General features: G+C 76.0%; 19 protein-coding genes. 15 read left to right on the plus strand and 4 right to left on the minus strand.

Annotated features, from left to right (window positions below; translation table 11 throughout):
* Positions 1-86: 86 nt before the first annotated feature.
* Positions 87-344 carry an EF-hand domain-containing protein gene (locus E1200_RS03120; protein ID WP_131950235.1) on the plus strand — a complete coding sequence of 86 codons (258 nt, stop codon included), beginning with the start codon at positions 87-89 and terminating at the stop codon, positions 342-344.
* A 65-nt stretch (positions 345-409) separates the two neighbouring features.
* Here E1200_RS03120 and pgi read toward each other — a convergent pair whose 3' ends face one another.
* Positions 410-2056 carry a glucose-6-phosphate isomerase gene (pgi, locus tag E1200_RS03125; RefSeq protein ID WP_207933122.1) on the minus strand — a complete coding sequence of 549 codons (1647 nt, stop codon included), beginning with the start codon at positions 2054-2056 and terminating at the stop codon, positions 410-412.
* Between the two features lie 175 nt (positions 2057-2231).
* Here pgi and E1200_RS03130 point away from each other — a divergent pair, with 175 nt between their 5' ends.
* Together E1200_RS03130 and E1200_RS03135 are read left to right on the plus strand one after the other, a co-directional pair.
* Positions 2232-3047 (plus strand): acyl-CoA thioesterase domain-containing protein, encoded by an 816-nt coding sequence (locus E1200_RS03130; RefSeq protein ID WP_131950237.1) that lies wholly within the window; start codon positions 2232-2234, stop codon positions 3045-3047.
* Between the two features lie 84 nt (positions 3048-3131).
* The gene (locus tag E1200_RS03135) at positions 3132-4511 is read left to right on the plus strand and encodes an NADP-dependent succinic semialdehyde dehydrogenase (RefSeq protein ID WP_131950238.1); all 1380 of its coding nucleotides are present in this window, start codon (positions 3132-3134) and stop codon (positions 4509-4511) included.
* A gap of 37 nt (positions 4512-4548) precedes the next feature.
* Here the strand turns inward: E1200_RS03135 and paaZ are convergent, their stop codons facing one another.
* Positions 4549-6606, minus strand: coding sequence for a phenylacetic acid degradation bifunctional protein PaaZ (gene paaZ / locus E1200_RS03140; RefSeq protein ID WP_207933124.1), 2058 nt, complete (start codon positions 6604-6606; stop codon positions 4549-4551).
* A gap of 165 nt (positions 6607-6771) precedes the next feature.
* Between paaZ and E1200_RS03145 the strand changes: the two genes are divergently transcribed.
* From E1200_RS03145 to E1200_RS03155, 3 genes are read left to right on the plus strand one after another with little or no spacing between them, the layout of a single operon-like run.
* Entirely contained in the window at positions 6772-8349 is a 1578-nt protein-coding gene (locus E1200_RS03145) for an AMP-binding protein (RefSeq protein ID WP_131950239.1), read from the plus strand.
* Positions 8350-8378: 29 nt separating this feature from the next.
* Entirely contained in the window at positions 8379-9404 is a 1026-nt protein-coding gene (gene mgrA, locus E1200_RS03150) for an L-glyceraldehyde 3-phosphate reductase (RefSeq protein ID WP_131950240.1), read from the plus strand.
* 41 nt (positions 9405-9445) lie between these two features.
* Positions 9446-9817, plus strand: a complete 372-nt coding sequence (locus E1200_RS03155) for a DUF6343 family protein (RefSeq protein ID WP_131950241.1) — start codon at positions 9446-9448, stop codon at positions 9815-9817.
* 7 nt (positions 9818-9824) lie between these two features.
* Here E1200_RS03155 and E1200_RS03160 read toward each other — a convergent pair whose 3' ends face one another.
* Together E1200_RS03160 and E1200_RS03165 are read right to left on the minus strand one after the other, a co-directional pair.
* On the minus strand, positions 9825-10652 hold the full coding sequence (locus tag E1200_RS03160) for a glycosyltransferase (RefSeq protein ID WP_131950242.1): 828 nt from the start codon (positions 10650-10652) through the stop codon (positions 9825-9827).
* Positions 10653-10665: 13 nt separating this feature from the next.
* On the minus strand, positions 10666-11553 hold the full coding sequence (locus tag E1200_RS03165; protein WP_131950243.1) for a glycosyltransferase: 888 nt from the start codon (positions 11551-11553) through the stop codon (positions 10666-10668).
* 224 nt (positions 11554-11777) lie between these two features.
* Here E1200_RS03165 and E1200_RS03170 point away from each other — a divergent pair, with 224 nt between their 5' ends.
* Genes E1200_RS03170 through E1200_RS03210 form a run of 9 tightly spaced genes read left to right on the plus strand, consistent with a single transcriptional unit; the run spans position 11778 to position 21783 of the window.
* Complete coding sequence (locus tag E1200_RS03170; protein ID WP_131950244.1) at positions 11778-13418, plus strand: carbamoyltransferase C-terminal domain-containing protein; 1641 nt, start codon at positions 11778-11780, stop codon at positions 13416-13418.
* On the plus strand, positions 13415-14953 hold the full coding sequence (locus E1200_RS03175; protein ID WP_131950245.1) for an HAD-IIIA family hydrolase: 1539 nt from the start codon (positions 13415-13417) through the stop codon (positions 14951-14953). The genes E1200_RS03170 and E1200_RS03175 overlap by 4 nt, the downstream gene beginning before the upstream one ends.
* Complete coding sequence (locus E1200_RS03180) at positions 14950-15960, plus strand: glycosyltransferase family 9 protein (RefSeq protein WP_131950246.1); 1011 nt, start codon at positions 14950-14952, stop codon at positions 15958-15960. The genes E1200_RS03175 and E1200_RS03180 overlap by 4 nt, the downstream gene beginning before the upstream one ends.
* A complete protein-coding gene (locus E1200_RS03185; RefSeq protein ID WP_243708313.1) occupies positions 15957-16952 on the plus strand; it encodes a glycosyltransferase family 4 protein in 996 nt (331 codons plus the stop codon). Before E1200_RS03180 ends, E1200_RS03185 begins: the two co-directional genes overlap by 4 nt.
* A complete protein-coding gene (locus tag E1200_RS03190) occupies positions 16949-18181 on the plus strand; it encodes a glycosyltransferase (RefSeq protein ID WP_131950248.1) in 1233 nt (410 codons plus the stop codon). The genes E1200_RS03185 and E1200_RS03190 overlap by 4 nt, the downstream gene beginning before the upstream one ends.
* Positions 18178-18774 (plus strand): SIS domain-containing protein, encoded by a 597-nt coding sequence (locus tag E1200_RS03195; protein WP_131950249.1) that lies wholly within the window; start codon positions 18178-18180, stop codon positions 18772-18774. Before E1200_RS03190 ends, E1200_RS03195 begins: the two co-directional genes overlap by 4 nt.
* The gene (locus E1200_RS03200) at positions 18771-20180 is read left to right on the plus strand and encodes a PfkB family carbohydrate kinase (RefSeq protein ID WP_131950250.1); all 1410 of its coding nucleotides are present in this window, start codon (positions 18771-18773) and stop codon (positions 20178-20180) included. Before E1200_RS03195 ends, E1200_RS03200 begins: the two co-directional genes overlap by 4 nt.
* Positions 20177-20854: an SDR family oxidoreductase gene (locus E1200_RS03205; protein ID WP_131950251.1), complete on the plus strand. Its 678-nt coding sequence runs from the start codon at positions 20177-20179 to the stop codon at positions 20852-20854. The genes E1200_RS03200 and E1200_RS03205 overlap by 4 nt, the downstream gene beginning before the upstream one ends.
* Positions 20845-21783: a glycosyltransferase family 9 protein gene (locus E1200_RS03210; protein WP_131950252.1), complete on the plus strand. Its 939-nt coding sequence runs from the start codon at positions 20845-20847 to the stop codon at positions 21781-21783. Before E1200_RS03205 ends, E1200_RS03210 begins: the two co-directional genes overlap by 10 nt.
* Positions 21784-21788 lie beyond the last annotated feature (5 nt).

The following is a 21788-nucleotide window of genomic DNA, read 5'->3' on the forward strand; positions in this document are numbered from 1 at the left end:
CCTTCCCCCGCGGCGTTTCGCCTCTTGACCGGCTCGCTCCTTATGACATGATGCGTGGCCACATCGGAGCGGGAACGAGGAGCGAGATGACGACGAGACCGGCCGGGGACGACCTTCTTGCCGTGTTCAAGCGTGCGGACCTCGGCGGCGACGAGCGGCTCGACCTGATGGAGTTCACGCTCGTCCTCGACGAGCTCGGGCTCGCCTGGACGCGCGCCGAGACGCAGGACAGGTTCGAGAAGGCGGACAGCAACCTCGACGGGTTCATCTCCTACGAGGAGTACCGCGCGATCCTGGAGTCCCAGGGCTGGGCCGAGGGCCCGCTGCCCGGCGCACGCGCCTGAACCCCGGCGGAACGGGGACGGGCCCGCCGGTCGTCCGGCGGGCCCGTCGCCGTCCGGCGGCGGTGTCAGGCCCTGCGGCCGCGCAGTTCGCGGTACCGGCGGACGAGGGCCGCGGTGGACGCGTCGGGCGCGTCGGCCGGCGGCTCGGCGGAGGTGAGCGCGGGCACGAGGTCCATGGCCATGACCTTGCCGAGCTCGACGCCCCACTGGTCGAAGGAGTCGATGCCCCAGATCGTCCCCTCGACGAACACGACGTGCTCGTACAGGGCGACCAGGGAGCCGAGCGTCTTCGGGGTGAGCTTCGGCGCCAGGATCGTGCTGGTCGGGCGGTTGCCCGGCATGACCTTGTGCGGGACGAGCTCCGCGGGCGTCCCCTCGGCGGCGATCTCCTCGGCGGTCTTGCCGAACGCGAGCGCCGAGGTCTGCGCCAGCAGGTTCGCGGTCAGCAGGTCGTGCATGCCCGCCGGCCCTTCCGCCGCCGGCTCCGCGAACGGCTCGGCGAAGCCGATGAAGTCGGCGGGGACGAGCCGCGTCCCCTGGTGGAGGAGCTGGTAGAAGGCGTGCTGCCCGTTGGTGCCGGGCTCGCCCCAGAAGATCTCGCCGGTCTGCGCGACGACGGGCGCGCCGTCGGCCCGCACCGACTTGCCGTTGGACTCCATCGTGAGCTGCTGGAGGTAGGCGGGAAACCGCGCCAGCCGCTGCGCGTAGGGCAGGACGGCCCGGGTCTGCGCGCCGAAGAAGTCGGTGTACCAGACGCCGAGCAGCCCCATCACGACCGGCATGTTCTCCTCGAACGGCGCCGCGCGGAAGTGCTCGTCGATCTCGCGGAACCCGGCGAGCATCTCGCGGAACGCCTCCCCGCCGATCGCGATCATCAGCGAGAGGCCGATGGCGCCGTCCAGGGAGTAGCGGCCGCCGACCCAGTCCCAGAAGACGAACATGTTGGCGGGGTCGATGCCGAACTCGGCGACGCGCTCGGCGTTGGTGGACACCGCGACGAAGTGCCGGGACACGGCGGCGTCGTCGCCGAGCCGCTCGACCAGCCACCGCCGCGCCGCCTTGGCGTTGGTGAGCGTCTCCAGCGTGCCGAACGTCTTGGAGCTGACGACGAACAGCGTCTGCTCGGGGTCGAGGCCGGCGAGCTTCCCGACGATGTCGGCGGGGTCGATGTTGGAGACGAACCGGCAGGTGATCCCGGCGTCCGCGTAGTCGCTGAGCGCCTCGTAGGCCATGGCGGGGCCGAGGTCGGAGCCGCCGATGCCGATGTTGACGACGGTCGTGATGCGCTTGCCGGTGAAGCCCGTCCACTCCCCCGAGCGGACGCGGCCGGAGAAGTCGGCCATCTTGTCCAGGACGGCGTGGACGTCGCCGGCGACGTCCTGCCCGTCCACGGTCAGCGCCTCGCCCGGCGGGAGCCGCAGCGCGGTGTGCAGGACGGCGCGGTCCTCGCTGACGTTGATGCGCTCCCCGGTGAACATGGCCTCGATGCGGGCGCGCAGCCCGGCCCGCTCGGCGAGCGCCGTCAGCAGCCGCATCGTCTCGCCGGTGACGCGGTGCTTGGAGTAGTCCAGGTGGAGGTCCCCCGCGGTGACGGTCATGCGGCCGACGCGTCCCGGATCGTCCGCGAAGAGCTCGCGCAGGTGCCGCCCGGCGAGTTCCGCCTGATGCGCCGCCAGGGCGGACCATTCGGGCGACTCGGTGATATCTGGCATTGCCTCTCTCATCTCCTCAGGGGCGGGCCGGGCACCGAACCCCCCGGGCGCCGCGCCGCCCCACCGGCGATCATAGGTCGACCGCGCGTGACCGTATCAGGGCCGGTCCCCGCCGCGCAGGCGACCGGAGCCGCCGGTAGGGTCGCCTCCGGTGCCAGGCGCAGGAGGTTTCCGGATGAGCGAGGTCCCCATGGAGCTCACGCGGATGTTCGAGCTCACCCCGCTCGGCGGGGACGCCTTCCTCGCCACCTCCCCGCCGGTGGGCCGGCCGCGGCTGTTCGGCGGCCAGGTGGCCGGGCAGAGCCTGCGCGCCGCGTGCCTGACGGCGGACGGGCGGCCGCCGCACTCCCTGCACGCCTACTTCATCCGGCCGGGCACGCCGGACGAGCCGCTGACCTACGACGTCGCCCGCACCCGCGACGGCCGGTCGTTCTCGACCCGGCACGTCACCGCGAGCCAGGGCGGGAAGCCGATCCTGGAGCTCATCGCCTCCTTCCACGACCCGGAGGACGGGTTCGACTGGCAGGAGCCCGCCCCGGCGGCACCGGCCCCGGAGGGGCTGGAGCCCCTGGAGCTGCCCGCCTACTTCCGCCATCCGCCGGGCCTCGATCTCCGCGTCGTGGACCCGCCCCCGGACGGCGACTGGCCGGTCACCCACCCGTTCTGGATCCGGGCCGCCGGGCCGGTCGGCGACGATCCGGCGCTGCACGCCTGCCTGATCGCCTACCTGTCGGACATGGGGGTGGTCGGCAGTGCCCGCGCGCCGGGCTCGCCGCGGGAGCTGGCCACGGCCGTCACGCTCGACCACGCTGTGTGGTTCCACCGGCCGGCGCGCGCCGACCGGTGGCTGCTGTACTCGGTCGCCCCGGTCACGAACCACGGCGCCCGCGGCCTCGCGCGCGGAACGCTCCACACCGCCGACGGGACGCTGGTGGCGTCGATCGCGCAGGAGGCGCTGCTGCGTCCCGCGGCCGGCGCCGGACAGGCATAGTCCGGCCCACGGCGACTCGGCGTTTCCGGGACGGCCCCTCGGGCACCCCGCTGACAACAGCGGACATCGAGGGAGTATCCCGGCATGACGACGATCGCCACGACCAACCCCGCCACGGGCGAGGTCGAGAAGACCTTCGACGCGCTGGCCGACGAGGAGGTCGACCGGCGCATCGCGCGGGCGGCGGAGACGTTCGCCTCCTTCCGGACGACGGACCTCGCGCGGCGGGCGGAGTGGATGCGCGCGGCCGCCGGCATCCTCGACGAGGAGGCCGGCCGGATCGGCGCGATGCTGACGGCGGAGATGGGCAAGACGCTCAAGGCGGCCGAGGCCGAGGCGGCGAAGTGCGCCCAGGCGTGCCGGTTCTACGCCGGCCACGCCGGGGAGTTCCTCGCCGAGCGGCGCCCCGCCGACGCCGGGGACGTGGGGGCGCGCGACGCCTACGTGCGCTACGAGCCGCTCGGCCCGGTGCTCGCGGTCATGCCGTGGAACTTCCCGCTCTGGCAGGTGATCAGGTTCGCGGCGCCGAACCTGATGGCGGGCAACGTCGGGCTGCTGAAGCACGCCTCGAACGTCCCGCAGACGGCCCTGTTCCTGGAGGACCTCTTCCGCCGCGCCGGGTTCCCCGAGGGGGCGTTCCAGACGCTGCTGATCGGCTCGGCCGAGGTCGAGCGGGTGCTGCGCGACCCGCGGGTGAAGGCCGCGACGCTCACCGGCAGCGAGCCGGCCGGGCGGTCGGTCGCCGCGATCGCCGCGGACGAGGTGAAGCCGACCGTGCTGGAGCTCGGCGGCAGCGACCCGTTCGTGGTGATGCCGTCGGCCGACATCGAGGCCGCCGCGCGCACCGCGGCGGAGTCGCGGTGCCTCAACAACGGGCAGAGCTGCATCTCGGCCAAGCGCTTCATCGTCGACTCCGCGTGCGCGGACGAGTTCGAGCGGCTGTTCGTCGCGAACATGCGCGCGATGAGGGTCGGCGACCCGATGGACGAGGCCACCGACGTCGGCCCGCTCGTCAGCGAGGCCCAGCGCGCCGAGGTCGAGGAGCTCGTCGCCGACGCGGTGGGCAAGGGCGCGGCGGTGCTGTGCGGCGGCGAGCGCCCGGAGGGGCCCGGCTGGTTCTACCCGCCGACCGTCCTGTCCGGCGTGACGCCGCGGATGCGCATGTACGACGAGGAGGTCTTCGGGCCGGTCGCCTCCCTGTTCCGGGTCGACGGCATCGCGGAGGCGATCGGCCTCGCCAACGCGACCGGGTTCGGGCTCGGCTCCAACGCCTGGACGCGCGACGACGCCGAGCGGGAGCGGTTCGTCCGCGAGCTGGACGCCGGGCAGGTCTTCATCAACGGCAAGACCACCTCCTACCCGGAGCTGCCGTTCGGCGGCGTGAAGCGCTCCGGCTACGGCCGCGAGCTGTCGGCCGAAGGCATGCGCGCCTTCTGCAACGCCAAGACGGTGTGGGTCGGCTGACCCGGCCGGGAGCGCCCGGCCGGGCCCGGACCGTCCGTCAGTCCTGCTTGGGGCGCTTGGCGACGAGCGTCAGCACGTCGTACTTGGCGACCGAGGCGCCCTCCTGGTTGGTGACGTCGGTGTCCCACCGGACCTCGCCGTAGCCGGCGCCCTCGCGCGGGGTGATCTGCTTGGCGGTGAGCGTGACGGTCAGTTCGTCCCCGGGCTTGACCGGGGTGAGGAACCGCAGGTTCTCCAGCCCGTAGTTCGCCAGGACGGGACCCGGGGCGGGGTCGACGAACAGGCCCGCGGCGAACGACACCACCAGGTAGCCGTGCGCGACGCGCCCGCCGAAGAACGGGTTCGCGGCGGCGGCCTCCTCGTCCATGTGGGCGTAGAAGACGTCGCCGGTGAACTCCGCGAAGTGCTCCACGTCGTCGAGGGTCACGGCCCGGGGGCCGCCGACGGCGGTGTCTCCGACGCGCAGGTCCTCCAGGTGCTTGCGGAACGGGTGCTCGCCGGTGACCGTCCGGTCCGTGCCGGGGACCCACCGGCCGGTGATCGAGGTCAGCATCGCGGGCCCGGCCTGCACGGCGGTGCGCCGCATGTGGTGCACCACCCCGCGGATCCCGCCCATCTCCTCGCCGCCGCCGGCGCGCCCCGGGCCGCCGTGGACGAGCGCGGGCAGCGGCGAGCCGTGCCCGGTCGACTCCCCGGCGTTCTCGGAGTTCAGCACCAGCAGCCGCCCGTGCCACGGCGCGGTGCCGAGCACGACGTGCCGGGCGAACTCCGCGTCGGCGGTCACGACCGATCCGGCGAGGCTGCCGCGGCCGCGGACCGCCAGCGCGACGGCCTCGCCGGCGCCGTCGTAGGGCAACAGCGTGCTGACCGGCCCGAACGCCTCGACCTCGTGCGGTTCGGCGCGGGCGGTGTCGTCGGCGCGCAGCAGGATCGGCGACATGAAGGCGCCGCGCTCGGCGTCGGCGCCGCGCACCTCCACCCGGCCGGGGTCGCCGAACACCAGGCTGGCCGCGTCCAGCAGCGCCTTGAGCGAGCGCCGCACCTCCTCGCGCTGGTCGAGGCCGGCGAGCGCGCCCATCCGCACCTCCGGGTCGGCGGGGTTCCCGACCACGACCTTCGCCAGCCGGTCGCGGACGGCCTCGGCGACGTCGCCGATGAGCGCGGACGGGACGAGCGCGCGGCGGATCGCGGTGCACTTCTGCCCCGCCTTGACGGTCATCTCCGCGACGAGCTGCTCGACGTACAGGTCGAACTCGGCCGTGCCGGGCACCGCGTCCGGCCCGAGGACCGAGCAGTTCAGCGAGTCGGCCTCGGCGTTGAACCGGACGGAGCCGCCCACGATCCCCGGGTGGGTGCGCAGGAGCCGCGCGGTGGACGCCGACCCGGTGAACCCGACGATGTCCTGCTCGGTGAGGTGGTCGAGCAGGTCGCCCGGCTCGCCGCAGACCAGCTGCACCGCGCCCTCCGGCAGGATGCCGGACTCGACGATCAGCTCGACGAGCCGGGCCGTCAGGTAGGCGGTCTGGCTCGCCGGCTTGATCAGGCTCGGCACGCCGGCGAGGAACGCGGGCGCGAGCTTCTCCAGCGGCCCCCAGACCGGGAAGTTGAACGCGTTGATCTGCACCGCGACGCCGTGCGAGGGGGTGCACAGGTGCTGCCCGACGAACGTCCCGCCCTTCCCGAGCGGCTCGACGTCCCCCTCGATCAGCACCGTGTCGTTCGGCAGCTCGCGCCTGCCCTTGCTCGAATAGGCGAACAGGACGCCGATGCCGCCGTCGATGTCGAACCTGGAGTCGCCGAGGGTCGCGCCCGTCCGCGCCGACAGGGCGTACAGCTCCTCGCGATGCTCGCGCAGGTGGGACGCCAGTGCCTTCAGCAGGGCCGCCCGCTGGTGGAACGTCAGCTCCCGCAGCACCGGGCCGCCGACCCTGCGGCCGTACTCCAGCGCCCCGCCCATGTCGACGCCCGCCGAAGAGACGCGGGCGACCTCGTCCCCGGTGACGGCGTCGCGCAGCGGCACCCCCTCGGCGTCCGGAGCCTGCCAAGAACCCGACACGTAACTGCGCAGCACGACCACGTGGACCTCCTCGTCCATTGCTCTGAGTCTTCCTGCCACCTACGAGCCTCGTTCACGCCTCGCAGAGATGACAGCCGGTACGCGGTCCTTTTGTGTACTCGCACCCCCGCTCCGCGGCCCGCACCCCTGCGGCAAAAGGACATATCTTGTGGATCTGTCCTTCACTTGCGTACGCTGCCGGTCATGGTCACGCGCACCCGTATCTCCGCCGAGCTCAACGGGCTGCGTGCCGCCGCCCGCGCCGGGATGATCGGCCCGATGCCTCCCCGGGCCCTCGCCGCATCGGCGCGGGCGATGCGGCGGTACGGGCCGCTCGGCGCCGCGACGGCACTGCCCGCGCACCGCTTCCCGGAGCGGACCGGCCTGGTCGACGACCGCGGCGGCCTCACGTTCGGCGAGCTGGACCGGCGCTGCAACGCCCTCGCCAACGCGCTGCTGGCGCGCGGCATCGGCGCCGGCGACACCGTGGGCATCCTGTGCCGCAACCACCGCGGGCTCCTGGAGGCGATGTCGGGGGCCGCGAAGACGGGCGCATCCGTACTGTTCCTCAACACCGACTTCGCCGCGCCGCAGCTCCGCGACGCCGTCACCCGCGAGGGCGTCACCGCCGTCGTCCACGACGAGGAGTTCGCCCCCGTGGTGGACGGGCTCGTGGTGGACGGCCGCACCATGCCGTGCTTCTCCGAGACCGACCTGGACGAGCTCATCGGCGGCGCGGACGACGCGCCGCCGCCCGCGCCGTCCCGGCACGGCTCCATGGTGATCCTGACCAGCGGCACGTCCGGGCGGCCGAAGGGCGCGCCGCGGTCGCAGCCCCGGTCGGTGGCGCTGCCCGGCGGCATCCTGTCGAAGGTGCCGTTCCGCGGCGGGGAGCCCATGTTCGTCGGCCCGCCGCTGTTCCACGGCCTCGGGCTGACCTCCGCGATCCTCGCGCTGGGCCTCGGGTCCACGCTGGTGCTGCGGCGGCGGTTCGACGCGGCCCGCGTCCTCGACGACCTGGAGACGCACCGGTGCGCGTCCCTCGTCGCGGTCCCGGTGATGCTGAGCCGGCTGCTGGCGGTCCCCGGCGCGCGGGAGCGCAGCCTGCCCGGCCTGAAGGTGGTCATGACGGGCGGCGCGCGGCTCGACCCCGACCTCGCGAACCGCGTCCTGGCGGCGTTCGGGCCGGTGCTCTACAACTTCTACGGCTCCACCGAGGCGTCCTGCATCACGATCGCCACCCCGGACGACCTGGCCGCCGCGCCCGGCTGCGTCGGCCGCCCGCCCGCCGGGACGACGGTCGCGATCCTCGGCGACGACGACCGGCCCGTGCCGCCCGGCGGCACCGGCCGCATCTTCGTCGACACCCCGGCCCGGTTCGCCGGCTACACCGGCGGGGGCGGCAAGGAGGAGGTCGGCGGGCTGATGGCGGTCGGCGACCTCGGCCACCTCGACGGCGCCGGCCGGCTGCACGTCGACGGCCGCGCCGACGACATGATCGTGTCGGGCGGCGAGAACGTCCACCCCGGCGAGGTCGAGGACCTGCTCGCCGCGCACCCCGATGTGGAGGAGGCCGCCGTCACCGGCGTGCCCGACGCCGAGTTCGGGCAGCGGCTGCGCGCCTACGTGGTCCGCGCGGGCGGCGCCGCGCTGACCGAGGACGACGTCAAGGGGCACGTCGCCGCCAACCTCGCCCGGCACAAGGTCCCCCGCGACGTGGTCTTCCGCGACCGGCTGCCGCGCAACCCCGCGGGCAAGGTCCTCAAGCACGCCCTGGATTGAGGCCGTCCCGCTGCTGGGATACTCCGGGCATGACCTACGTGGCGGACAGTGAGCGGTACGAGCGGATCCCCTACCGGCGGTGCGGGCGCAGCGGGCTGCGGCTCCCGGCGATCTCGCTGGGGCTGTGGCACAACTTCGGCGACGACCGGCCGCTGGAGGTGCAGCGGGCCATCCTGCGGCGCGCGTTCGACCTCGGCGTCACGCACTTCGACCTGGCGAACAACTACGGGCCGCCGTACGGCTCGGCGGAGCTCAACTTCGGCCGGGTCATGCGGGAGGACCTGCGGCCGTACCGGGACGAGCTGATCATCAGCACGAAGGCCGGCTACGACATGTGGCCCGGCCCGTACGGGGACTGGGGCTCGCGCAAGTACCTGCTGGCCAGCCTCGACCAGTCGCTGAGCCGGATGGGCCTGGACTACGTCGACATCTTCTACAGCCACCGCTTCGACCCGGAGACGCCGCTTGAGGAGACGATGGGCGCGCTGGACAGCGCCGTCCGGTCCGGGAAGGCGCTGTACGCGGGGATCTCGTCGTACTCGGCCGAGCGCACCGCGCAGGCCGCGGCGATCCTGCGGGAGATGGGGACGCCGCTGCTGATCCACCAGCCGTCCTACTCGATGCTGAACCGGTGGATCGAGGGCGGGCTGCTCGGCACGCTCGAACGGGAGGGCGTCGGCTGCATCGCCTTCTCGCCCCTGGCGCAGGGGATGCTGACCGACAAGTACCTCGGCGGCGTGCCCGCGGGGTCGCGGGCCAGCAAGGGCACGTCGTTCTCGGCGGACCTGCTCACCGAGGAGAACGTCCGGCACGTCCGGACGCTGAACGAGATCGCCCGGGGACGCGGGCAGTCGCTCGCGCAGATGGCGCTGGCGTGGTCGCTGCGCGACGGCCGGGTCACCTCGTCGCTGATCGGCGCGAGCAGCGTCGGCCAGCTGGAGGAGAACCTCGCGGCGCTGGACCGGCTGGACTTCACCGAGGACGAGCTGGCAGCGATCGACCGGGACGCCGTCGACGCGGGCGTCAACATCTGGGCGGCCTCCAGCGCGGGCTGACCGCCGCGCATCGACCGGCCGCGACCGGGCACGAGCACCCCATGGTTTCCTCTCCCGACCAGAACGACCCCCGCGAACAGGCATCCGGCGGACAGGCTCCCGGCGGGCGGCCGCCCGGCGGGGACGGCGCGCCGGCGCCCGAGTGGAGCGACCCGGACTGGCGCGGCCCCGGCTCGCGGGGCCGCTACCGGCACGGGCAGCCGAGCGGGAGCGAGCCGCTCACCGCCCGCAGCCCGCTGCGGCTGCGGGCGATCCTGTCGGCGGTCGCGCTGGTCCTCGCGGTGGGCGGCGCGATCGGGTTCGCGGTGACCGCGGACGGCGACGGCATGTGGGCGGCCGCGGCCATCTGCGCGGTGGTCGCCGTCATCGCCGCCGTCGACCTGGTCGTGCTCGCCCGGCGGACCCGCACCTGACGCGCCGTCAGTAGTCCGCGAGGCGGGCGCGCGCCGCCGCCACCGCCGGCGGGACGGGGCGGCGCGCGCCGGCCAGCGCGGGCAGGGCGCGGGCGGCGTCCGCGAGGCCCGCGCGGCCGTCCCGGGTGCCGAGCGCCGCGGCGGCGGCGCCGGCGACCGCCGGGAGCGGGCGGCGCAGCCAGGCGGTCAGCAGCCGGTTGCGCGCCTCCCTGCGGCGGCGCCCGGCCGGGTCGCGGCCCGCCGTGGACGGGTGGTGGTGGACGACCAGTTCGGGCACGTACGCCAGCCCCCACCCGGCGGCGGCCAGGTCCAGGGCGAGGAGTTCCTCCTCCCCGCCGAAGTGCAGCACCTCCGAGAAGCCGCCGGCGTCGAGGAACGCGTCCCGCCGGACGATGACCGAGCAGGCGAGGAAGCCGAGGATCGCCGGTCCGGGCAGCCCGTCCGGCCGGCCGAGCGGGGCGCGGGCCATCTCCGCCGAAACCGGCTCCAGCCGCTCCTCCTCGCCGACGAGGACGCGGGCGGCGAGCAGCGCCGTCCGCGGGTGCGCGTCCAGGATCTCCACGGCGCGGTCCAGGGCGCCGGGGGCCCACCAGGAGTCGTCGTCGGCGAACGCGACGTAGCGGGTCGAGGCGTGCCAGGCCGCGGTGGTGCGGGCGGCGGCGCCCAGGTTGCGCGGCAGCCGCAGCACCGCGGCGCCGGCCTCCTCGGCGACGGCGGCCGTGCCGTCGGCGGAGGCGTTGTCGGCGACGATCACCGGGGCGGTGTGCCGGGCGAGGCTGCGGCGCAGTTCCGGGGCGCGGTCGCGGGTCGCGACGACGACCGTGACGGCGGGCATCGGCGGCGTCCTCCTAGCTCACGTAGCGGCGGGCCCTGGACGCCCGCTGGGACGCCTCCAGGCTCCGGAGCCGCTCCTCGACGTCGGGGGGCAGCGGGCGGCGCTCGCGCGCGACCCAGGCCAGCCCCGCGGCGGCCTCGGCGAGCGCGGCGGCCGTGACGCGGTCGCGCGGCAGGGTGCGCAGCAGCCCGGCCGTGCGCCGCGCGGCGGCGGGCAGCGGGCGGCGCAGCCAGGTGAACCACAGCGTGTTGCGGATGCCGTGGCGGCGCCGCAGGTGCGGCTCGCGCAGCGGGGACGGCTCGTGGTGCACGACGACGTCCTCGGCGAAGCAGAGCTGCCAGCCCAGCGTCATCAGGTCGGCGCTGAGCAGCTCCTCCTCGCCGCCCAGCCACAGGCGCGGGGAGAACCCGCCGGCCTCGCGGAACGCCTCGGCCCTGACCATGGACGCCCCGGCGAGGAACGAGCCGAGGGCCGGGCCGGGCAGCCACGGCGGCCCGGGGACCGGCGAATGCCGCAGCTCCGGCACGATCGGGTCCTCGCGGCCGCCGGGGTCGACGAGGATCCGCCCGGTGACGACCGCGAGCCGCGGGTGGGCGTCGAGCAGGTCCGCGGCGCGCGACGGGGCGTCCGGCTCCCACCAGGTGTCGTCGTCCCAGAACGCCACGTACGGAGTGCGGACGTGGTCGACGGCCAGATTCCGGGCGACGGCGCCGAGATTGCGCGGGGAACGGATCAGCTCCACCTCGGGGAATTCCGCCGCGACGGCGTCGGAAGCGCCGTCCCGCGACGCGTTGTCGACGACGATGACCGGGGGCGATTCCGTGATCTTCCGGGTGCGCGCGAGGGCGGCCAGCAGCGAATGCCGGCGGTCCCGGGTGATCATTACGACGGTGAAGCGCATATCGCCGCGGGTACCCCCGGGACCCGGATCTATGTGTGCTTCCCGCCCACTAGCTGCTACTTCGCCTGACAGCGACTTTCCGGACGGCAACGTTTAGAGCCCCAGTTATCGGCAATCTCGGAATCACCTATAGGGGATTTGCTTCTCGATAGACCCGCCAAGCACCGGTGCCCACGACGACGTCACCGGTACACCACCGATTGCAGCGCCGAAACGGGGCTCATATGCGCGTGCTCGGAATCAATGCGATCTTTCATGACCCGGCGGCCGCACTGGTCGTCGACGGGGCCGTCGTCGCGGCGGCGGAGGAGGAGCGCTTCAGCCGCCGCAAGCACGGCAAGCGGCCGGTGCCCTTCGCCGGCTGGGAACTGCCGGAGCAGGCCGCCCGCTGGTGCCTCGCCGAGGCCGGGCTGGAGCCCGGCGACCTCGACGCCGTCGCCTACTCCTACGACCCGGACCTCGTCGAGCCCGGGCTGGACGGGCACGACGTCCAGTGGGAGAGGCTGCGGACGCTGTACGCGCGGCGGGCGCCGAACTTCCTGGCGACCGCGCTGCCGGGCCTCGACCCGGGGATCGTGCGGTACGTGCCGCACCACGTGGCGCACGCCGCGTCCGCCGCGCTCGCCGCGCCCGGCCCCGGCGACGGCGACGTCCTGGTCCTGGACGGCCGCGGCGAGTCGCACTCGCACCTCGCCGGGACCTACGAGGGCGGCGTCCTGAACCCGCTGCGCGCGCAGCGCCTCCCCCACTCGCTCGGCCTCATGTACGAGGACCTCACCCAGCACCTCGGCTTCCTGCGCTCCAGCGACGAGTACAAGGTCATGGCGCTGGCCTCCTACGGCGAGCCGCGCTTCCTGAACGAGCTGCGCGAGCACGTCCACGCCACCGGGGACGGCGGCTTCGCCGTCGCGGGCATCGACTGGGGCGCGCTGGCCAAGCCCCGCCCGCCGGACGGCGAGTGGACCCGCGACCACGCCGACCTCGCCGCGAGCGTCCAGGCCCGTCTCGAAGAGGTCCTGCTGGACCTGGCGTCCTGGCTGCACGGCCGCACCGGCTCCCGTCGGCTGATGCTCGCCGGCGGCGTCGCCCTCAACTGCGTCGCGAACTCGCGGCTCGCCGAGGCGGGGCCCTACGACGACATCTGGGTGCAGCCCGCCGCGGGCGACGCCGGCACGGCGCTCGGCGCCGCGCTGCACGTCGCGCAGGCGGGCGGCGACCCGCCGTCGGCCATGCCCGGCGCCGATCTCGGGCGCCGGTGGGACGACCGGGAGATCGCGGCCTTCCTGGACACCGCCAGGATCCCGTACGAGCGTCCCGGCGACCTGGCCGCGGAGGTGGCCGGCGCCCTCGCCCGCAACGAGATCGTGGCGTGGTTCCAGGGGCGGTCCGAGTTCGGGCCGCGCGCGCTCGGCCACCGGTCGCTGCTCGCCCACCCGGGCCACGAGGAGAACCTGGAGCGGCTCAACGACGTGAAGGGCCGCGAGCAGTTCCGGCCGATCGCGCCGATGGTCGCGCTCGACCAGGCGGCGGAGGTCTTCGACGGGCCGCTGCCCAGCCCGTACATGCTGTTCGTCCAACGGGTGCGGCCCGGCTGGCGCGAGCGGATCCCCGCGGTCGTCCACGTGGACGGCACCGCCCGGATCCAGACGGTCGACGCCGCCGACGAGCCCCTTGTCGCGCGGCTGCTGGCGGAGTTCCGCGACCGGACCGGCCTGCCGGTGGTCGTCAACACGAGCCTGAACACCGCCGGGCGCCCCATGGTCGACGACCCGCGGGACGCGCTGGAGTGCTTCGGCTCCGCCCCGGTGGACCTGCTGGCCATCGGGCCGTTCGTCGTCCGCCGACGGGAGGTGCACGCCCGATGAGCCGACCCGCCGACGGCATCACCGTCGTCATCCCGACGATCGGCCGGGAGAGCCTGCGCGGCACGCTGCGGGCGCTGCTCGCCGGGCTCGGCGGCGCGGCGCGGCCCGCGATCCGCGAGATCGTCGTCGTGGACGACCGTCCCGCGCCCGGAGCGCCGCTCCCCCTGCCCGCGGACATGCCGCCGGCCGGGCCGGAGGTCCGGGTGATCCGCTCGGGGGGCCGCGGGCCCGCCGCCGCCCGGAACGCGGGCTGGCGCGCCGCCGCGGCCGGGTGGGTCGCCTTCCTGGACGACGACGTCGTCCCCGCGCCGGACTGGCCCGCCGCCCTCGCCGCGGACCTCGCGGACCTGGCGCCCCAGGTGGGCGGCTCCCAGGGCCGCGTCACGGTCCCGCCGCCGGACGGCCGGGCCCCGACCGACTGGGAGCGCAACACCGCGGCCCTCGCGGACGCGGAGTGGATCACCGCCGACATGGCCTACCGCCGCGGCGTCCTCGCCGAGCTGGGCGGTTTCGACGAGCGGTTCCGCCGCGCCTACCGCGAGGACGCGGACCTGGCGCTGCGCGCCATGGACGCCGGGCACGGGCTCGTCCTCGGCGAGCGGAGGGTGACCCACCCGGTCCGGCCCGCCGGCTTCTGGGCGTCGGTGCGGGCGCAGGCGGGCAACGCCGACGACGTCCTCATGTGGCGGGTCCACGGCGGCTCGTGGCGCGAGCGCGCCGGCGAGGGCCGCGGCATGCTCCGCCGCCACGTCCTCACCACCGCCGCCGCCCTGGCCGCCGCCGGATCGCCCGCGGTGCTGCGCGGCCGCCGCGGCCGGGCCGCCGCGCTGGCCGCCGGAGGCGTCTGGGGCGCGCTGACCGCCGGGTTCGCCCACCGGCGGATCCGGCCTGGCCCGCGGACGCCCGGGGAGGTCGCGAAGATGCTGGTGACCAGCGCCGCCATCCCGCCCGCCGCGGTGTGGCACCGGGTGCGCGGCCTGGCCGTCCATCGCGGGGCACGGCCCTGGGGCGGGCCGCGGGTCGTGCTGTTCGACCGCGACGACACGCTCATCCGCGACGTCCCCTACAACGGGGACCCGGAGCGGGTGGAGCCGATGCCGGGGGCGCGCCGCGCCCTGGACCGGCTGCGGCGGCACGGCGTGCTGATCGGCGTCGTGTCCAACCAGTCGGGCGTGGCGAAGGGCCTCATCACCGCCGGGGACGTCCGGCGCGTCAACGCGCGGGTCGAGCGGATCCTCGGCCGGTTCGACGTGTGGGAGTTCTGCCCGCACGACGGCGGCGACGGCTGCGAGTGCCGCAAGCCGCGGCCGGCGATGATCGAGCGCGCGGCCCGGCGGCTCGGGGCGCGCCCGTCCGACTGCGCCGTCATCGGCGACATCGGCGGGGACGTCGAGGCCGCGGCCGCGGCCGGCGCGCGCGGCATCCTCGTCCCGACCCGCCGCACCCGCCCCGAAGAGGTGGCGAGCGCGGCCGAGACGGCGCCGACGCTCCGCGCGGCCGTCGATCTGGTCCTCGGCGGAAGGCGGCGCCGATGAAGGTCCTCGTCGCCCGCCAGGACAACATCGGCGACGTGCTGCTCGCCGGCCCGGCCGTGCGGGCGGTCGCCGGACGCGCCGACGAGGTCGTGCTGCTGTGCGGCCCGCGCGGGCGCGCGGCCGCCGACCTGCTGCCCGGCGTCGACCGCGTCATCGAGTGGTGCGCGCCGTGGATCGACCCGGACCGGGTGCCGGTCGAGCGGGACGACATCGACGGCATCACCCGCCGGCTCCGCGGCTTCGACCGGGCGCTGATCCTGACCTCGTTCCACCAGTCGCCGCTGCCGCTGGCGCTGCTGCTGCGGCTGGCCGGGACGCCGTGGATCGGCGGCATCAGCGAGGACTACCCCGGGTCGCTGCTCGACCTGCGGCACCGCCCCGGCGAGGACATGCCCGAGCCGCTGCGGATGCTGTCGCTCGCGGAGGACGCCGGGTTCCCCGCCCCGGCCGACACCCGGCTGCGGGTGCGGGAGCCGCTCCCGGACACCGACCACCTCACCGGCGGCCCCGGGTACGTCGTCGTGCACCCGGGCACGTCCGTGCCCGCGCGGGCCTGGCCGCCGGAGCGCTGCGCAGAGGCCGTCCGGCTGCTGCGCGCCGCGGGCCGCCGCGTCGTCGTCACCGGCCACGGGGAGGAGAAGGAGCTGACCGCGCTCGTCGCCGGCGAGGACGGCCTCGACCTCGGCGGCCGGACGTCGCTCGCCGAGCTGGCGTCGGTGCTGCGGGGCGCGTGCGCCGTGATCGCCGGCAACACCGGCCCCGCGCACCTCGCCGCGGCCGTCGGGACGCCGGTCGTGTCGCTGTTCGCGCCGACCGTGCCCGCGGCCCGGTGGGCGCCGTTCGGCGTCCCGATGGCGCTGCTCGGCGACCAGATGGCGCCGTGCAAGGACAGCCGCGCCCGCGAATGCCCGGTCGAGGGGCATCCCTGCCTGGCGTCGGTCCGCGCGGACGAGGCCGCCGCGGCCGTGGAGATCGTGGCCTCGGTCGAGGAGGTGCCCACCCGGTGAGAGTGCTGATGTGGCACGTGCACGGCTCTTGGGCGACGTCGTTCGTCCACGGGCCGCAGACCACGCTCGTCCCCGCGACCCCCGGCCGGGACGCCGACGGGAAGGGGCGGCCCGACACCTTCCACTGGCCCGGCCGCGCGGTCGAGGTCGCGCCGGAGCGGCTCCGCCACGAGGACGTCGACGTCGTCGTGCTGCAGCGGCCCCATGAGCTGCGGCTGGCCGAGGAGTGGCTGGGGCGCCGGCCCGGACGCGACGTCCCCGCCGTCTACGTCGAGCACGACACTCCCCGCCGGACCCCGTCCGACATCGGCATGCCCGAGGAGGTCGTGCCCGACAGCCGGCACTTCCTGCACGACCGCTCCGACATCCCGGTCGTCCACGTCACCCATTTCAACCGGCTGTTCTGGAACTGCGGGCGGGCACCGGTCAGGGTCATCGAGCACGGCGTCGTCGACCCCGGCCACCGGTACACCGGCGAGCTGCCGCGCGCGGGCGTGGTCGTCAACGACCCGCTGCGCCGCGGCCGCGTCGCCGGCACCGACCTGCTGCCCGAGCTCGCGGCGGCCGTCCCCCTCGACCTGTTCGGCATGAACGTGCGGGACGCCCCCGAACGGCTCGGGATCGCCCCCGAATCCCTCTGGACGTTCGAGGACCTGCCGCAGGCGCAGATGCACGAGCTGCTCGCCCGCCGCCGCGTCTACGTCCACCCCTACCGGTGGACCTCGCTCGGCCTCGCCCTGATCGAGGCCATGATGCTCGGCCTGCCGGTGGTGGCGCTCGCCACCACCGAGGCGGTCGAGGCGGTGCCGCCGGAGACCGGGGTGCTGTCCACGCGCGTCGCCGCACTCGCCGACGCCGCGCGCAGCCTGGCTGCCGACCCGCCGCGAGCCCGCCAGATGGGCAAGGAGGCGCGGGCCTACGCCGTCGAGCGGTACGGCCTGCCGCGGTTCCTGCGCGACTGGCGGCGAACTCTCCAGGAGGTAGCGCGATGAGGATAGCCATGATCTCCGAGCACGCCAGCCCGCTCGCCGCCCTAGGCGGCCCCGCGGGACTCGGCGGAGCGGACGGCGGCGGGCAGAACGTGTTCGTCGCGGAACTGGCCGCCGAACTCGGCCGGCAGGGGCACTACGTCACCGTCTACACGCGGCGGGACGCGCCCGGCCCGCCGGACCGGGTGCGGCTCGCGCCCGGCGTGACCGTCGAGCACGTCCCGGCGGGCCCGCCCGAGCGCATCGCCAAGGACGAGCTGCTGCCCTGGATGCACGACTTCGGGCGCTACCTGGAGCACCGCTGGTCGGCGGATCCACCGGACGTCGCGCACGCCCACTTCTGGATGAGCGGCCTCGCGGCGGTCCAGGCCGCGCAGCCGCCCGCGGCGCCGCGCGTGCCGGTCGTGCAGACCTACCACGCGCTCGGCACCGTCAAGCGCCGCCACCAGGGCGGCAGGGACACCAGCCCGGCGTCCCGGGTGCGGCTGGAGCGCGCGCTCGGCCGCGCCGCCGACACCGTGATCGCGACCTGCTCGGACGAGGTCGCCGAGCTGACCGCGATGGGCGTGCCCCGCGACCGCGTCCGGGTGGTCCCGTGCGGCGTCGACCTCGGCCTGTTCTCGCCCGGCGGCGGCGCGGCCGGGCCCGCGCCCGGCGGCCGGCACCGCCTGGTGGTGCTGTCGCGGCTCGTCGAGCGCAAGGGCGTCGACACCGCCATCCGCGCGCTGGCGCACCTGCCGGACGCCGAGCTCGCCGTCGCCGGCGGACCGCCGCACGGCGGCCTCGACGGCGACCCCGAGGTGCGCCGCCTGCGGGCGGTCGCGCGGGAGGCGGGCGTGTCCGGCCGCGTGGAGTTCCTCGGCCGGCTCGGCCGCGCCGAGGTGCCCGCGCTGCTGCGGTCGGCGAGCCTCGTGCTCACCCTCCCCTGGTACGAGCCGTTCGGGATGGTGCCGCTGGAGGCGATGGCCTGCGGCGTCCCGGTCGTGGCGAGCGCCGTCGGCGGGCACCTCGACACCGTGGTGGACGGCGTCACCGGGACCCTCGTCCGGCCGCGCGACCCCGAGGCCGCCGCCCGCGCGGTCCGGGCGCTGCTCGACGATCCGGACGCGCGGGCCGCGATGGGGATCGCCGCCGCCGGCCGGGCGCGCGAGCGCTACTCCTGGGCGAGCGTCGCCGCCGGCACCACCGAGGTCTACCGGCACGCCGCGGCGCGGAGCGAGGTGCCCGCATGACGGCCCCCGCCCGCACCAGGACCGCGACCCCGCAGGACCGGCGGCTGGAGGCGCTCGCCGAGGCCGCGCTGCGGTTCCGCGAGCAGGTCCCCACCATCGAGGCGTGGGGGCGGCGCCTCGCCGGCGTCCTGCGCGGCGGCGGGCGGCTGCTGGCGTGCGGCAACGGCGGCAGCGCCGCCGAGGCGCAGCACCTGACCGCCGAGCTCGTCGGCCGGTTCGAGGACGAGCGGCGGCCGCTGTCGGCGATCCCGCTGCACGGCGACACCTCGTCGGTCACCGCCATCGGCAACGACTACGGCCACGCCAGCGTCTTCGCGCGGCAGGTGCAGGCGCACGGGCGGCCCGGCGACGTGCTGGTGTGCCTGTCGACCAGCGGCCGCAGCCCCAACGTGATCGCGGCGGCGCGCGCGGCCCGGCACCTCGGCATCACCGCGTGGGCGATCACCGGGCCGGGGCCGAACGCCCTCGCCGGCGCGTGCGACGACGCCGTCACCGTGGACGCGGCCGCCACCTCGACCGTCCAGGAGATCCACCTCGCCGCGATCCACCTGCTGTGCGGGGTGATCGACGACGCTCTGGGGGTGACGCCATGACCGCCCCGCTGGTGGTCGTCGGGGACGTCCTGCTCGACATCGACATCGTCGGCAGCAGCAGCCGGCTCTGCCCGGACGCGCCCGTGCCCGTCGTCGAGCAGGCCGAGGAGCTGCCCCGCCCGGGCGGCGCCGGGCTGGCGGCGCTGCTCGCGGCCCTGCAACCGGGCAATGCCGGGCGCGAGGTGGTGCTCGTCACCGCCCTCGCCGACGACGAGCCCGGCCGGCGGCTGCGCGCGATGCTCGAGAAGCACATGGAGGTCGCCGCCCTGCACCTGCACGGCGGCACCCCCTGCAAGCTGCGCATCCGGTCCGGCGGCCAGTCGGTGGCGCGCCTGGACGCCGGGGAAGGGCAGGCCCTCGACGGGCCCGTCGGCCCGCGCGTCACCGACGCCATCGCCGGGGCGGGCGCGGTGCTGGTCGCCGACTACGGCCGCGGCGTCACCCGGCACCGCGCCGTCCGGTCCCTGCTGAGCGGGCTCCCCGCGGAGGTCCCCGTCGTGTGGGACCCGCATCCGCGCGGCGAGGCGCCCGTCCCGGGCGTGCGGCTCCTCACCCCGAACGCGGCCGAGGCCGCCCGGCTCGCCGCCGCGTGCGGCGCCGAGGTCACCGGGACGGGGCTGTCGGCGGCGGGGCGGTGCGGCCGGTACCTGGCCGGCGCCTGGGGCATCGAGGGCGTCGCGGTCACGCTCGGCTCGGAGGGCGCGCTGCTGTGCGACGGGTCGGAGGCGCCGCTGCTGGCGCCGGCGCGGCCCGCCCGCGGCGACTCGTGCGGCGCGGGCGACAGCTTCGCGGCGGGCGCCGCGGGCGCGCTCGCCGACGGCGGGTCGCTCGCCGACGCCGTCACCGAGGGCGTCGACCTCGCCTCGGAGTTCGTCCGCGCCGGGGCCGCCGCGGGCGTCGCGGCGCAGCTCGCCGAGACCGGCACCGCGCGGCTCGTCCCCGAGCGCGGCGAGGACGCCTGGGACATCGTCGAGCGGACGCGGCGGGCCGGCGGGACGGTCGTGGCGACCGGCGGCTGCTTCGACCTGCTGCACGCCGGGCACGTCAGCATGCTGCAGCAGGCGCGGCGGCTCGGCGACTGCCTGATCGTGTGCGTCAACTCCGACGCCTCGGTCCGGCGGCGCAAGGGGCCGACCCGCCCGGTGACGCCCGCCGCCGACCGCGTCCGGGTCCTGGAGGCGCTCAGCGACGTCGACGCCGCGCTGGTGTTCGACGACGACACGCCCGCCCCGCTGCTGGAGCGGCTGCGCCCGGACGTGTGGGTGAAGGGCGCCGACTACGCCGGAACCACGCTGCCCGAGGCCGAGACGGTCCGGGCCCATGACGGGGAGGTGGTCCTGCTCCCCCTGCTGGAGGGGCGGTCCACCACCCGGCTGCTGTCCACCACGAAGGGAAACGCGTCATGAACGTCCTCATCACCGGTGGCGCCTCCGGACTCGGCGCGGCCGTCGCGCGCAGGGTCGCGGCCGACGGCGGGCGGCCGCTCGTCCTCGACCGGCACCCGCCGAAGGACGAGTTCGAGTACATGCAGGCCGACCTGGCCGACCGGCGGTGCGCCGAGCGGGCCGTGCACGGCCTGGCCCGCGCCGCCGGCGGGCTGAACGCGGTCGTCACCGCCGCGGGCATCGACGCCTGCGGGACGCTGTGCGAGGTCCCCGCCGAGGACTGGGAGCGGGTCGTGCAGGTGAACCTGCTCGGCACCGCCGCCGTCGTCCGGGCCGCGCTCCCCTACCTGGAGAACGAGCCGCACGGGCGGGTCGTGACCGTCGCGTCGACGCTGGGGTTCCGGGCGGTGAGCGACGCGACCGCGTACTGCGCGTCCAAGTTCGGCGTCGTCGGGTTCACCCGGGCCCTCGCCGTGGAGATGGCGGGCCGCGTCGCGGTCACCATGGTCGTGCCCGGCGGCATGGACACCGCGTTCTTCGACGACCGCACCGAGCAGTACAAGCCCGGTCCGGACGCGAAGCTCAACCGCCCCGAGGACGTGGCGGCGACGGTGGCGTTCGCGCTGTCCCAGCCCGCGGGCTGCGAGGTGCGGGAGATGGTCGTCTGCCCGTCGCAGGAACCGTCGTGGCCGTGACGGGCCACCGGGTCCTGGTGCTGCGCGCGCTCGGCCTCGGCGACCTGCTGACCGGCGTCCCGGCGCTGCGGGCTCTGCGCCGCGGGGCGCCCGGCGCGCGGATCACGCTCGCCGCACCGGCCGCGCTCGGCTTCATCGCCCGCGCCAGCGGTGCGGTCGACGACGTCCTGCCGGTGGACCGGCTGGCCCCGCTGCCGCACTTAGGCCCGGTGGACCTCGCGGTCAACCTGCACGGCAGCGGCCCGCAGAGCCACCGCGTCCTGGCCGGGCCGCGGCCGGACCGCCTCGTGGCGTTCGCCTGCGCCGAGGCGGGCCACACCGGCGGCCCCGCCTGGGATCCCGCCGAGCACGAGGTCGCGCGATGGTGCCGGCTCGTGTCGGCGTACGGGTTCGGCGCCGACCCCGCCGACCTGGACCTGCCCGCGCCGCCGGAGCCGTCGCCCGCGCCGGGCGCCGTCGTCGTCCATCCGGGCGCGGCGTACCCGGCGCGCCGCTGGCCCGCCGAGCGGTTCGCGGCCGTCGCGCGCGCGCTGCGCGGCCGCGGCGAGCGCGTCGTCGTCACCGGCGGCCCCGGCGAGGCGGGACTCGCGCGGCGCGTCGTGGAGCTCGCCGGGCTCGGCGGCGCTGCCGACCTGTCGGGCCGCACCGGCCTGGCGGAGCTGGCCGCGCTCGTCGCGGCGGCGCGGCTCGTGGTGTGCGGCGACACCGGCGTCGCCCACCTCGCGACCGCGTACCGGACGCCGTCGGTCCTGCTGTTCGGCCCGACGCCCCCGGCCCGGTGGGGCCCGCCGGACCGGGCGGAGCACCTGGTCCTGTGGGCCGGGCGGCCGGGAGACCCGCACGGCCGCGAGCCCGACCCGGGGCTGCTGGAGATCTCCGCGGGCCAGGCCGTCGAAGCCGCGGGCCGAGCGCTCACCGCCAACCGCTGAGGGGG

It is taken from the genome of Actinomadura sp. GC306 (assembly GCF_004348665.1).
Taxonomy (GTDB): domain Bacteria; phylum Actinomycetota; class Actinomycetes; order Streptosporangiales; family Streptosporangiaceae; genus Spirillospora.

Excerpts from the sequence above, each read along its gene's own strand:
- E1200_RS03120 (WP_131950235.1), top strand. The coding sequence starts at position 87 with ATGACGACGAGACCGGCCGGGGACGACCTTCTTGCCGTGTTCAAGCGT.
- pgi (WP_207933122.1), bottom strand. The coding sequence starts at position 2,056 with ATGCCAGATATCACCGAGTCGCCCGAATGGTCCGCCCTGGCGGCGCAT.
- E1200_RS03130 (WP_131950237.1), top strand. The coding sequence starts at position 2,232 with ATGAGCGAGGTCCCCATGGAGCTCACGCGGATGTTCGAGCTCACCCCG.
- E1200_RS03135 (WP_131950238.1), top strand. The coding sequence starts at position 3,132 with ATGACGACGATCGCCACGACCAACCCCGCCACGGGCGAGGTCGAGAAG.
- paaZ (WP_207933124.1), bottom strand. The coding sequence starts at position 6,606 with ATGGACGAGGAGGTCCACGTGGTCGTGCTGCGCAGTTACGTGTCGGGT.
- E1200_RS03145 (WP_131950239.1), top strand. The coding sequence starts at position 6,772 with ATGGTCACGCGCACCCGTATCTCCGCCGAGCTCAACGGGCTGCGTGCC.
- mgrA (WP_131950240.1), top strand. The coding sequence starts at position 8,379 with ATGACCTACGTGGCGGACAGTGAGCGGTACGAGCGGATCCCCTACCGG.
- E1200_RS03155 (WP_131950241.1), top strand. The coding sequence starts at position 9,446 with ATGGTTTCCTCTCCCGACCAGAACGACCCCCGCGAACAGGCATCCGGC.
- E1200_RS03160 (WP_131950242.1), bottom strand. The coding sequence starts at position 10,652 with ATGCCCGCCGTCACGGTCGTCGTCGCGACCCGCGACCGCGCCCCGGAA.
- E1200_RS03165 (WP_131950243.1), bottom strand. The coding sequence starts at position 11,553 with ATGCGCTTCACCGTCGTAATGATCACCCGGGACCGCCGGCATTCGCTG.
- E1200_RS03170 (WP_131950244.1), top strand. The coding sequence starts at position 11,778 with ATGCGCGTGCTCGGAATCAATGCGATCTTTCATGACCCGGCGGCCGCA.
- E1200_RS03175 (WP_131950245.1), top strand. The coding sequence starts at position 13,415 with ATGAGCCGACCCGCCGACGGCATCACCGTCGTCATCCCGACGATCGGC.
- E1200_RS03180 (WP_131950246.1), top strand. The coding sequence starts at position 14,950 with ATGAAGGTCCTCGTCGCCCGCCAGGACAACATCGGCGACGTGCTGCTC.
- E1200_RS03190 (WP_131950248.1), top strand. The coding sequence starts at position 16,949 with ATGAGGATAGCCATGATCTCCGAGCACGCCAGCCCGCTCGCCGCCCTA.
- E1200_RS03195 (WP_131950249.1), top strand. The coding sequence starts at position 18,178 with ATGACGGCCCCCGCCCGCACCAGGACCGCGACCCCGCAGGACCGGCGG.
- E1200_RS03200 (WP_131950250.1), top strand. The coding sequence starts at position 18,771 with ATGACCGCCCCGCTGGTGGTCGTCGGGGACGTCCTGCTCGACATCGAC.
- E1200_RS03205 (WP_131950251.1), top strand. The coding sequence starts at position 20,177 with ATGAACGTCCTCATCACCGGTGGCGCCTCCGGACTCGGCGCGGCCGTC.